This window comes from Conexibacter sp. SYSU D00693 (assembly GCF_017084525.1).
GTDB lineage: Bacteria > Actinomycetota > Thermoleophilia > Solirubrobacterales > Solirubrobacteraceae > Baekduia.
This window is the reverse complement of record NZ_CP070950.1, coordinates 2,723,213-2,735,849: the sequence shown is the minus strand read 5'-3', so window position 1 is coordinate 2,735,849 and position 12,637 is coordinate 2,723,213. Positions and strand designations below refer to the sequence as shown.

The following is a 12,637-nucleotide window of genomic DNA, read 5'->3' as shown; positions in this document are numbered from 1 at the left end:
GCCGGGGTCAGGCGGCGATGGCGGGCTCGGGCGCGGGGGTGGTGCGGGCGGGCTTGGGCGCCTCGCGGACGACCATGGGCATGCCGTCACGGGGGCCGATCGTGGGCGTCTGGCGGATGCGGAGGCGGTAGCCGGGGGCGAGGTCGAGGCGGAAGCGCTCGAGGAGCTTCGAGGCGATGACGCGGATCTCGGCCTGGCCGAAGCGCATGCCGATGCACGTGCGCGAGCCGCCGCCGAAGGGGACGTAGGCGCCCTTGGGGATCCGCTCGCGGTTGCCGGGGGCGAAGCGCTCGGGGCGGAACTCGTGCGGGCGGTCCCAGACGTCGGGGAGGCGGTGGCTGACCCAGGAGGAGTAGTTGACGCCGGTGCCGCGCGGGACCTCGACCCCGCAGACCTCGAAGTCGTCCTGCGCGTAGCGCGGCCCGATCCACGCGGGCGGGTACATGCGCAGCGTCTCGTCGAGGGCGAGCTCGAGGTCCCAGTCCGCACGTTCGACGAGGCCCGGCTGGCGGGCGAGCTCGTAGAACAGGAAGGCCACGGTCGACGTCGTCGTGTCGTGGCCCGCGAAGAGCAGCGTCATGACCTCGTCGCGCAGGTGCTTGTCGGTGAGGCCGCGGCCCTGCTCGTCGTGGGCGTCGAGCAGGAGCGAGAGGACGTCCTGGCCGCGCTCGCCGCGCTGCCGGCGCCGGCGGATCTCGCCGAAGATGATCGCGTCGAGCTTGCGGCGCGCGTCGTGCATCCGGCTCCAGGGCGTGCCGGGCCCGCGCAGGACCTGCAGGACGTAGTCCTTGGAGTAGAAGCTCAGCGCCCGCTCGAACTCCGTCGCCGCGTCGACGCGTCCGCGGACCTGGTCGGGGTCCAGGCCGAAGAGCGCGCGCATCGCGATGCGCAGCGCGAGCTCGCGCGTCCAGCGGTAGAGGTCGACCGCCCGGCCGGGGCGCAGCTCCTGCATCGCCCGGTCGGTCTCCTCGTGCATCACGCCGTGCAGCGCGGCGATCCGCTCGTGGTGGAAGGCCGGGAGCATGACCTTGCGCTGGTGGCGGTGGAACGGGCCGTCGATGGTCAGCAGGCCGTCGCCGAGCAGCGGGATCAGCTCGCCGAAGCCGCCCTCGCGCCAGGTGAAGTTCTTCGCGTTGGAGACCAGGAGGTGGTGGTTGGCCTGCGGTCCGAGCACGAAGACGAGCGGCTGGTGCAGCACCCGCACGGAGAAGACCGGGCCGTGGCGCTCGTAGAGCTCGAGCAGGAGGTTCAGCGGGTCGCGCAGCATCCGGCTCGTGCGCCTGGGCGAGAAGCCCAGCTCCCCCGGCGGCAGCAGCGGGGTGTAGCGCCGCATCTCGCGCACGTCCTGCGCGATGCGCACGAAGGGGTTCGTCGAGACCGGCGGTGGCCCTTCGAGGCTCATGGAACGCGACGATACCGCCCGACTGGCCAGCCAGCCAGTCCGTGCTGACCAAGCGGTCACCCGACGCCCGTCCACCCACGAGGTGGTCGCCCGCGACTCGTGCGTACAATGGTCGCCCCGACCTGCTCGGGGGCGTAGCTCAGTTGGTTAGAGCGCCGGCCTGTCACGCCGGAGGTCGCGGGTTCGAGTCCCGTCGCTCCCGTCCGTACGACGCCTCGCATCCGCGGGGCGTTCGTCGTTGCACGGGGACGGCGACCGCTCAGGCCACGAGCATCGCCAGCAGCGCCTCGGCCGCCGGCGAGGGCGAGCGCTCAGCACGCTGGACGGCCGCGAGCGTGCGGCGCGCGAGTTCGCCGCCCCGCACCGGGGTCAGGGGGTCCGGGCCGCGCTCGGCGTGCACGACGGGCAGGACCGTCCACCCGACCCCGAGGCGCACCATGGCGGCGAGGACCTCGGGCTGGTGGGACTCGGCGATGACCTCGAACCGCGCACCCGCGCGGCGCAGGGCGTCGGCGGCGATCGCGCGCGTGCGCGAGCTCTGCGGGAAGGTCACCCACGGCCCCCAGGTCTCCGGGCGGCCGGCGCGGACCCCGGGCGGGGCGTAGACCGCGAGCGGCTCGTCGCGCAGCGCGGTGACCTCCAGCCCGGCGGACGCCTCGGGCTGGACGCACACGACGAGGTCCAGCGCGCCCCGCGTGAGCTCGTCCAGCAGCTCGCCCGACGGGGCGACGTTGAGCCGCAGCTCGACGTCGGGGCGCTCGCGGCGGAAGGCGTGCAGGGCACCCGAGAAGTGGTCGACCGCCGCCACGTCGATCATCCCGACCCGCAGCGGCCCGGCGTGCCCCGAGCGGCGCTGGGCGACCCAGCGCGCGAGCTCGCCGGTCTCGGCCAGCACCCGCTCGGCGTAGCGGACGACCTCGACCCCGTGGCCGGCGAGCACGCGGCCGCGGCCGGCCGGCTCGAACAGCGCCATGCCGACCCGGCGCTCGAGCTCGGCGAGGCCCTGGGACAGCGCCGAGGGCGTCACGCCCACCGCCTGGGCCGCGCGGGCGAACGTCGGCTCGCGCGCCGCGGCCACGAGGTACTCGAGCTGCTGGACCGTGAGGTTGGGGAGGACCGGATCGTTCACCGCGAGATCACCATACGACAGACTTCCTTCACAGAAGTAACGCTTCGTTCGGAACGGCTTACTTTGGCGCAATGACCTCGCACCCCGCTTCCCCGACCGTCGCCCCCGCTGAGGGCAAGCTCGGGATCCTCAACGTCGGCCTCGGCGCCGTGACGACCACGCTCATCGCCGGCGTCGAGCTCGCCAAGCGCGGGCTGGGCCAGCCGGTCGGCTCGCTCACGCAGATGGGGACGATCCGCCTCGGCAAGCGCACCGACGACAACGTCCCGCTCGTCAAGGACTTCGTCCCGCTCGCCGAGCTCGACGACATCGTCTTCGGCGCCTGGGACCCGTACCGCGACAACGCCTACGACGCCGCCGTCCGCGCGGGCGTGCTCGAGGCCCGCCACCTCGACCCGATCGCCGACGCGCTGCGCGCCATCGAGCCGATGCCGGCCGCCTTCGACGCCAAGTACGTCAAGCGCCTCGAGGCCGAGAACGTCATGGCCGACACGAGCAAGCGCGGGATGCTCGAGCAGATCCGCGCCGACATCCGCGCCTTCCGCGAGCAGCACGGCTGCGCGCGCCTCGTGATGATCTGGTCCGGCTCGACCGAGGTCTACATCGAGCCCGGCCCCGCGCACGCCAGCATCGAGGCCTTCGAGGCCGCCATCGACGCCGAGGACGACTCGATCGCCCCGTCGATGCTCTACGCCTACGCCGCCCTCCTGGAGGGCGTGCCCTACGCCAACGGCGCGCCGAACCTCGCGGTCGACACGTCGGCGCTGCGGACCTTCGCCGAGGAGCAGGGCGTCGCCATCTCCGGCAAGGACTACAAGACCGGGCAGACCCTGCTGAAGACGGTCCTCGCGCCGATGCTCAAGGCGCGGATGCTCGGCCTCAACGGCTGGTACTCGACGAACATCCTCGGCAACCGCGACGGCGAGGTGCTCGACGACCCGGAGAACTTCAAGACGAAGGAGACGTCGAAGCTCGGCGTCCTGGAGGACGTCCTGGAGCCCGAGCGCTTCCCCGAGCTCTACGGCGACGTCTACCACAAGGTCCGCATCAACTACTACCCGCCGCGCGGTGACGCGAAGGAGGGCTGGGACAACATCGACCTCTTCGGGTGGCTCGGCTACCCGATGCAGATGAAGGTCGACTTCCTCTGCCGCGACTCGATCCTGGCCGCGCCGCTGGCGCTGGACCTCTGCCTCTTCATGGACCTCGCCCAGCGGGCCGGCATGGGCGGCATCCAGGAGTGGCTGAGCTTCTACTTCAAGTCCCCGCAGGTGGCGCCGGGCCTGTACCCCGAGCACGACCTGTTCATCCAGCTCACGAAGCTCAAGAACACGCTGCGCTGGATGATGGGCGAGGACGTCATCACGCACCTCGGCCAGGACTACGCCGAGGAGGAGCTCGCCGGCGTCGCGTAGGCCCTCCGGGCCCCGGCGGCACGGCCGCCGGGGCTCACCCTCAGGGCGAGACCATCACCCTCGACCTGAGCTTCACCCCCCCGGACAGGTGGGACCTCGAGCGCTTCACGCGTCCGACACACCGTCCGCCGGCCGAACGGCCACCCTGCCTTCCGGCGCATCGGTGTTGACACCTGTACGGGTGTTCAGCTACTGATTCGCCTCCGGTCCGCCGAAAGGGGGACGGGCCGGGTGTGCGCGGGAGAGCGCACGGACCAAGGGTCTCAAGGGGGATAGCCGTGAAGACGCGTGGGCGCCTGCTGGGCGCGCTGACCGCTGGTGTTGTGAGCCTGGGCTTCGCCGCCCCGGCGCAGGCTGGGCTGCTCGGCAGCCTGGGGACGATCGTCAACAACACGACGACGACCCTGAGCAACACCGTCACCGGCGTGGTCGGCTCCGTGCTGCCGCCGCCGGTCACCCAGGCGCTCAACATCGTCCCCGCGGGCTACGACCCGCTCACGCCGCTCGAGCAGCTCCTCGGCGGCAAGGTCGGCCTCGGCACGGTCCTGCAGGGCGTGACCTGCAAGCCGCTCACCGAGGTCACCCAGCTCGCCGCGACCCTCGGCCTCAACCCGATCACCGACGGCATCACGAGCCTCGCCTGCAACGCGCAGGTCCTCGAGTACCGGTTCGTGACGAAGTTCAAGAAGGCCGACGGCACGATGCTCGAGCGCTCGCAGATCGCGACGCTCGGCGTGCCCACCCTCCTCAACGTCGACGAGGACTCGGCCGCCGACATGATCGGCACGCTGACCCTCACGAGCCTCAACACGGTCGGCCTGGTCGTCGAGCGCTTCCCCGGCGAGACCGCCCAGCTCCCCGTCTCCGTCGAGGCCGTCCTGCGCGACCCGACCGGCTCGCTGCTCGGCCGCCAGTTCCTCGCCTTCGGCTACGACGCCCGCGACGACCGCGCCCCCGGCCGCTTCACCTTCGCCACGCCGATCGACACGGTCCTCAAGCCCAAGCCGGAGTTCCGCTTCAACCTCTCGCAGACGACCCGCGGCGAGCGCATCGCGCTCATCGGGTCGATCTTCGACGGCAGCGTGACCCAGCGGATCAACCCCGCCGAGGTCAAGGTCGACTACCGCAAGTCGCCCGACACCGCCACGATCACCGCCGCCGTCGGCGACGAGGTCAAGGCCGCGCTGACGACGAACCGCCCGGGCCAGACCACGATCTCGGGCCGCATCGTCGCGGCCACCTCCGAGGACCGCTTCAACGTCGACGTCCAGGACATGCCCTCGTCGCTGTCCCTGGCCGCCAAGACCTCGGGCCAGCTCGACGTCACGTACGCCGCCGCCGCCCGCGTCGCGAAGCTGCGCGGCACGATCGAGCGCCGCGGCGCCCAGGGCCCGACCCAGGCGCTCCTGCAGAAGGTCCTGCTCGAGCTCGACGACGTCCCGACCGGCCTGCGCGCCCAGCAGTCGGGCGGCGGCGGCTCGGTCAGCACGACCGGCGGCCCGGTCGGCCGCACGAAGATCGGCATCGCCAACGGCGAGCCGAAGTTCCTCACGGACCCGACCTACGTCCTCCTCGACGACGACGGGACGCTCGACTCGGTCTCGGCGCAGCTCAACGGCGTCGAGCGCGCGACCTTCACCGCCGGTGACGCGATCGCCGTCTCGGCGAAGCTCGCCGCCGGCCCGCTGCGCGCCCGCCTGGTCCAGCCCGGCCAGACGCTCGAGGCCAAGGTCACCGACCTCCCGTCGCAGTTCGACATCGGGATCGACCCCGAGGGCCGCGTCCTGGACTACAACGGCTACGGCTCCGGCATCAGCAAGATCACCGTCGCCGGGGACAGCACGACCCCGTTCTTCGCGCGCGCCACGAAGCTGCGCGGCACGATCGAGGGCATCCCGGCCACGCTGAACGCCGCGCTCGACACGAGCAGCGGCCGCACGGGCGTCGTCGTCAACGGCGGCGGCGCGATCGGCAAGGTCGAGCTCGTCGCCTCCAACGGCGCCGAGGGCCTGCCCGCCGGCACCGGCCAGGGCGTCGTGTACCGCGACGTCAGCAACGGCGAGTTCCGGCTGGCCGCGCGCATCAACCAGCTCAAGAAGCTCTCCGTCGCCACGGCCGACGCGCTGTCGCTCGAGGCCAAGACGGCCGGGGGCCCCTTCAGCGTCGACGCCCGCACCGACGACCTCGAGGCCACCGGCAACGTCCTCGACCTGCCGGCCGACACGACCCTGGGCTTCGACCAGGACGACGCGCGCCTGACCTTCGAGGGCAAGGACGCGGCGGGCCAGCCCAAGGGCATCGCGAAGCTCACGCTCGACGCGCGCTCGCTGAACGGCGCGCTCGTCGGCCGCGCCGACCGCGTCAACGCCAACGTCGAGGGCATCCCGGCGTCCCTGGCGCTCGACCTCGAGCAGGGCGGCGAGGGCCTCGCGGTCAACGCGAGCAACCCGATCGACCTCATCGAGCTCGTCGCCGCCAACCGCCCCGCCCAGGCCGACGACCTGCCCGCCGGCGGCGAGCAGGGCGCCAAGTACACGGACCTGGCGAACGGCGACTTCGTCGTCGGCGCCCGCGTGCGCAAGCTCAAGGCGCTCAGCGCGACCCTGTCCCAGCCGCTCACCGTCTCGGCCGAGACCGCCGGCGGTCCGTTCGGCATCCGCGCCACGACCGACGACCTGCGCGCCGTCGGCCGCATCGAGGACCTGCCGGCGAGGTTCACCGCCTCGGTCGACCTCGACGCCGGCAAGGTGTCGATCGACGGCAAGGCCGCCGACGGCTCGCCGCAGGGCATCAACCGCCTGACGCTCGACGCCGACAGCGACGACGCCCTCTTCGGTCGCGCCACGCACGTCCGGGCCGACATCAAGCAGATCCCGTCCGACCTCGCGCTCGACCTGGCCCAGGACGGTGAGGGCCTCGCCCTGACCGCCAACGAGCCGGTCGGCTCGATCGAGGTCGGCGCCGCCAACCGCCCGGTCGACTTCGCGACCGACCTGCCCGCCAACGGCGAGCAGGGCGCCAAGTACATCGACCGCGGCAGCGACTTCGTCGTCGGCGCCCGCGTCCGCCAGTTCAAGAAGGTGGCCGCGGACTTCAGCGCCCCGATCTCGGTCTCGACCGAGACCGAGGGCGGGCCGTTCGGCGTGCGCGTCGACACGGACGCCATCGAGGGCCTCGCCCGCATCGAGGACCTGCCCGCGAAGCTCGACGCGACCCTCGACACCGAGGACTTCCGCCTCAGCGTCGACGGCCACGGCCAGTCGATCGGGACGGTCGCCGCGGAGTTCAACGCGTCGTCCGCGCTCTTCGGCCGCGCCAAGCACGTCCACGCGCTGGTCAAGGACATCCCGGCCAACCTGGTCGTCGACCTCGCCCAGGGTGGCGACGGCGTCGCCCTGACGGCCAACGAGCCCGTCGGCCTCATCGAGGTCGCCGCCGCCAGCCGGCCGCTCGACCTCGCGACCGACCTGCCCGTCAACGACGAGCAGGGCGCGAAGTTCCTCGACAAGACCGGTGAGGACTTCGTCGTCGGCGCCCGCGTGCGCAAGCTCAAGAGCGTCAACGCCGCGTTCGGCCAGGTCGTCCAGGTGGCGACGGAGACCGAGGGCGGCCCGTTCGGCGTCCGCGTCGCCACCGACGACGTCGACGGCATCGCCCGCATCGAGGACCTGCCCGCCAAGTTCCAGGCGGCGCTCGACCTGGACGCCGGCAAGGTCACGGTCAAGGGCCGCGACGCCGACGACAACCCGCAGGGCATCAGCCGCCTGACGGCCGACGTCCACAGCGGCCAGTCGCTGTTCGGCCGCGCCTCGGACATCCACGCCGACGTCCGCGGCATCTCGTCGGACCTCATGCTCGACCTCGCGCAGGACGGCAGCGGCGCGAACCTCGAGGCCAGCGAGCCCGTCGACCTCGTCGAGCTCGTGGCGGCCAACCACCCGCTGCAGGCCGACGACCTGCCGGCCGGCGACGAGCAGGGCGCCAAGTACGTGGACCTGACCGGCGGCGAGTTCGCCATCGGGGCCCGCGTGCGCGACTTCAAGAAGGTCGCCGCCCGCTTCAACGACACGATCAAGGTCGACACGATCACGCAGGGCGGCCCGTTCGGCCTGCGCGCCCAGACCGACGACCTGCGCGCCAACGCGCGGGTCGAGGACCTGCCGGCGAAGCTCAAGGCCGAGCTCGACCTCGACGCCGGCACGATCGCCATCGACGGCCGCAAGGCCGACGACAGCCCGGCCGACGACATCGGCCTGCTGACGATCGCGGCCGACGCCGACGAGCCGCTCTTCGGCCGCGCGACCGACGTCGCCGCGCGCATCCGCGACCTGCCGTCCCAGACGAACCTGACGTTCGCCCAGACCGGCTCCGGCGCGGCCCTCGAGGCCAACCCGGCGATCGGCTCGGTCGAGCTGGTCGCGGCCGACCACGACATCGCGGACATCAACGACGAGCTGCCGGCCAACGACGAGCAGGGCGCGACCTACCGCGACACGCCCTCCACCTACACGATCGCCGCGCGCGTCCGTGACCTGCAGAAGGTCGTCGCGAACCTCGGCGACTCGATCGGCCTGGAGACCCAGACCGCGGGCGGCCCGTTCACCGTCACGGCCGACACGCCGGAGCTCAACGCCAAGCTCGAGCTCCGCGACCTGCCGTCGCACCTCAACGCGTCGTTCGACCCGGACGGCGGGGCCTTCCACTACGACGGCCACGGCCAGGGCATGGACGAGCTGAAGCTCGCGATCCGCGGCGTCGGCGGCCAGGCCTTCTTCGGCCGCGCCACGCGCCTCGATGCGACGATCAAGAAGCTCGCCGCGAACGTCGACCTGACGATCGACCCGGAGGCCCCGTCGGCGGACGTGTCGGCCAGCTCGCCGATCGAGGAGCTCGACCTCGTCGCCACCGACATCCCGGAGGGCGACCCGGTCCCGAGCGTCCCGGCCAACGAGCAGGGCGCCGTCTACCACGACAAGACGGGCCAGCCGTTCGTGCTCGCCGCCCGCCTGTACGACCTCCAGGCCGTGAGCTTCGGCCTCGGCGGTGAGGACATCGGCATCGACGCCAAGCTCCGCCAGACGCCGTTCAGCGTCGACCTGGAGTCCGACAGCCTCGACGCGCAGGCGCGCATCGAGGACCTGCCGGCCCAGACGGCGCTCGGCTTCGACCTCGCCAACGGCGCCTTCACCTACGAGGGCAAGGACGCCGACGGCAACGGCGCCGCGGTCGACAAGATCGACTTCGAGGCGACCTCCGACGAGCCGCTCTTCGGGCGCGCGAAGTTCCTCAAGGGCACCCTCGAGGGCGTCCCGGCGAAGATCACCGTCGGGTTCGACACCTCGGCCGGTGGCGCGGAGGTCTCGCTGCCCGACGGCACGCAGCTCGACAAGCTGACGCTCCAGGCCACCGACGGCGTGCACTCGCAGCTGCCGCCGGCCCAGGGCGTCGTCTACCACGACAACGACGACGAGTTCGTCATCTCCGCCGTGGTCGAGGGCCTGCGCAACCTGGCCGTCGACTTCGACACCGCGCTGGGTCTGAAGATCAAGCGCGCCGCGTCGAGCCGCTTCGGCGCCGACATCGACATCTCGGACACGCTGAAGGCGTTCGCCGACATCCAGGACCTGCCGGCCGACGCCGAGCTGGGCCTGGAGCTCAACGAGGAGAACGCCGACGAGCCGGGCGTCCTGCGGTTCAAGGGCCGCGACGGCAACGGCGACCCGCAGGGCATCGGCACGTTCGACCTCTCGGCGAGCACCGAGGAGCCGATCTTCGGGTCGGGCTCGGCGATCCAGGGCCACATCGAGGACCTCCCGTCCGACGTGGAGATCTCCTTCGGCCAGACCGCCGGCAAGGCCGTCGTGAAGGCGATCAACCCGACCGACCCGGACGGCCCCGCTGACCCGGTCGGCCTGATCGAGCTCGCGGCGTCCGACACGCCCGGCCAGTTCGCCTACCCGGCGGCCGGCGCCCAGGGTGCGCTCCTGCACACCAAGACGGGCGACCCGTTCCGCCTCGGCATCCGCATCCGCGACCTCGAGTACCTCGAGGCGGACTTCTCGGAGGCCATCAACCTCAAGACCAAGACCGCCGGCGGGCCGTTCTTCGCCGACGTCAAGAGCGACGGGTTCAACGCCGACGCGCAGATCCTCGACCTGCCGGAGACGCTGGACCTGAAGTTCGACCTCGAGGCCGGGCAGGTCGAGTACACCGGCTCGTCCGGGATCGGCCAGATCTTCGCCGACGTCTCGGCCGACGAGCCGCTCTTCCTGGGCGCCACCGCGTTCCAGGTCGACCTGCACGGCGTGCCGGACCACTTCACCCTCGGCCTGGGCAACACGGTCCCGGAGGAGGGTGAGGAGGCCGACCTGAGCTCGATCAACCTGGTCGCCGACCAGCCGATCGACCAGATCGACGTCAAGGCGCACTCCGCCAACCGCGAGTACCCGGTCATCCCGGCCGGCCAGATGGGCGCGATCGTCAACTCGCAGCTCGAGGCCGGTGAGCCGGAGGAGTCCGAGGAGCTGGCCATGGCGCTGCGCGTCTACAAGCTGCGCGAGCTCGCGGTGAACCTCGAGCCGGTGTCCCTGGTCGCCAAGACCGAGGGCAACCGCGTCTTCGACGTCGACGCCAAGCTCCGCGGCTCGCTCGACGAGCAGACGGGCGAGCGCGGTCCCGACCTGTCGCTGAAGGCGACGATCGACAAGCTCCCGGCCGACGTCCAGATCGGCCTGGAGGACCACGAGACCAACGGGGAGCCCAACGGCTCCAAGCTGAAGGTCGTCGGCAGCGCCCCGATCGACCTCGTGTCGCTCGAGACCAACGGGCTCGAGCTGCTCGAGGGTGCCTCGAACGTCAAGGCGCAGATCGAGAAGCTCCCGCAGGACCTGTCGATCACGCTGCCGGACACCGGCCAGCTCGCGGTCATCGAGGCCAAGGACGGCAACGGCACCCTCACGCCGATCGGCCAGCTGCGCCTCGCCGCCGCCAGCGGCTCGGCGACGCTCCCCGCCGACACGTACGACTCGGCCACGAACGTCGCCACGGGCGACGACACGCTGGGCTTCGTCAACACGGCGAACGACACCGACATCAGGGCGCGCCTCTCGGGCGTCAAGTCGCTGGGGCTGAACCTCGAGCCGATCTCGCTCGACGCGCAGCTGACCGGCGGGCGCAAGCTCGTGATCGACGCGACGACCGCCAACAAGGACGACGACGGCAACCCGACGGGGACCAACACGGACCTCGACGCGACGATCGACGCCCTCCCGTCCGTGCTGCACCTCGGTCTCGAGGACGGCACGCCGGCCCAGGGCGGCGGCAGCCGCCTGACCTGGCAGGCCTCCTCGGCGATCAACCAGATCGCGATCAACGCCGACGGCATCGAGCTCCTCGAGGGCGCGAGCAAGTTGCAGGCGGACATCAAGGGCGTCCCGGCCGCGTTCACGGTCGCGCTGCCCGACACGGAGACCTACCCGACGTTCCCGCTGGCGCAGCTGGGCATCACCGGCTCGCAGGAGACGACGGGCGGCCCGCGGATCAACGAGCTGCGGCTCGCCGCCGGTGACGGCACGCTGCCGGCCTCGGGCGGCAACGACCGGTTCCAGTACATCGACGGCGCGTCGCTGAATGTCGGCGTGAAGCTGACCAACGTGAAGGCGCTGGCGATGAAGCTCGACCCGATCTCGCTCGAGATCGGCCAGGAGGACACGCTCAACGGCGGCACGAAGCCGATCGACCTGAACGCGTCCCTGCCGAACGACAGCGGCCCGAACGCCACGGTCACCGGCCAGCTCAACAAGCCGTCCTTCCTCACGAAGGTCGGCGTGACGATCCCGCCGTCGGGCTCGGGCCAGCCGAACCGGCTGAACTTCGAGAACGGCACGGCCGCCCTCCCGCGGTCGATGGGCTCGATCACGCTCAACGCCCAGAACCTCGGGTCGATCCCCGGCGCGAACTTCTCGCTGGCGAACGTCCCGCGGCGGATGGAGGCGTGCCTCGCCACCGACCAGGCGTGTGTCCGCATGGACGCCGCGCACGCGATCAACCCGCTGCCCAACTACTCGGGCCAGTGCGGTCAGCCGTCGCAGAACTCGACGGCGGCCGGCGTGTTCAACCGCCCGTACGTGCCGCAGGTGTCGATGTACTTCGACGACTTCGACACCTCAGGCAACAGCTCGGCGATCAGCTCGATGATCACGATGAACGCGAACATCGACCTCGGGACCGGCGGCCAGCCTGTGTCGATCACCAACCTGAGGTTCCACAACCTCTCGCTGGACTTCGCGCAGAACGGCACGACGTTCGCCTACAAGCCGATCGCCAGCATCAGCGCCGGCAACGTCCCGCGCCTGTACATGTACATCGACTCGCAGAACGACCCGTTCGTGATGAACTCGGTGAAGTACCCGCCGAGCATCGGCAACCTGGTCATGGGCACCGACTCGTCGCCGGCGACCGCCCTGCGGCGCATCGCCTGGACCCCGGGCCCGCGGACCTCGTTCCTCTGCGCGACGAACCAGTCGATCGACACGAAGTCGTCGGGCTCGCTGAACTGCGGCGGCGACAAGCGGCTGGACATCGACACCGCCATCGGCAACATCAACGCCTTCGCGGTGCCGGTCTTCGGCGACATCGTGCGGGTCTGCGGCTAGCCCGCAACCGACACCGAGCAGCGGGCGGCGGCCCCGG

4 protein-coding genes and 1 tRNA gene are annotated in these 12,637 nt (G+C 71.6%); 3 read left to right on the top strand and 2 right to left on the bottom strand.

Going from position 1 to position 12,637, the window contains the following annotated elements:
• Nucleotides 1-7: 7 nt before the first annotated feature.
• Entirely contained in the window at nucleotides 8-1,402 is a 1,395-nt protein-coding gene (locus JUB12_RS13535; protein WP_205695951.1) for a cytochrome P450, read from the bottom strand.
• 128 nt (nucleotides 1,403-1,530) lie between these two features.
• On the opposite strand from JUB12_RS13535, the gene JUB12_RS13530 reads away from it, so the two are divergent.
• A tRNA-Asp gene (locus JUB12_RS13530) sits at nucleotides 1,531-1,604 on the top strand.
• Nucleotides 1,605-1,661: 57 nt separating this feature from the next.
• Here JUB12_RS13530 and JUB12_RS13525 read toward each other — a convergent pair.
• Complete coding sequence (locus JUB12_RS13525; protein WP_205695950.1) at nucleotides 1,662-2,531, bottom strand: LysR family transcriptional regulator; 870 nt, start codon at nucleotides 2,529-2,531, stop codon at nucleotides 1,662-1,664.
• Nucleotides 2,532-2,602: 71 nt separating this feature from the next.
• On the opposite strand from JUB12_RS13525, the gene JUB12_RS13520 reads away from it, so the two are divergent.
• Complete coding sequence (locus tag JUB12_RS13520; protein WP_205695949.1) at nucleotides 2,603-3,946, top strand: inositol-3-phosphate synthase; 1,344 nt, start codon at nucleotides 2,603-2,605, stop codon at nucleotides 3,944-3,946.
• A 278-nt stretch (nucleotides 3,947-4,224) separates the two neighbouring features.
• Nucleotides 4,225-12,600: a hypothetical protein gene (locus tag JUB12_RS13515; protein ID WP_205695948.1), complete on the top strand. Its 8,376-nt coding sequence runs from the start codon at nucleotides 4,225-4,227 to the stop codon at nucleotides 12,598-12,600.
• Nucleotides 12,601-12,637: the final 37 nt, after the last annotated feature.

What these genes read in the sequence shown, in the direction of transcription:
- JUB12_RS13535 (WP_205695951.1), bottom strand. Translation starts at nt 1,402, where the DNA reads ATGAGCCTCGAAGGGCCACCGCCGGTCTCGACGAACCCCTTCGTGCGC.
- JUB12_RS13520 (WP_205695949.1), top strand. Translation starts at nt 2,603, where the DNA reads ATGACCTCGCACCCCGCTTCCCCGACCGTCGCCCCCGCTGAGGGCAAG.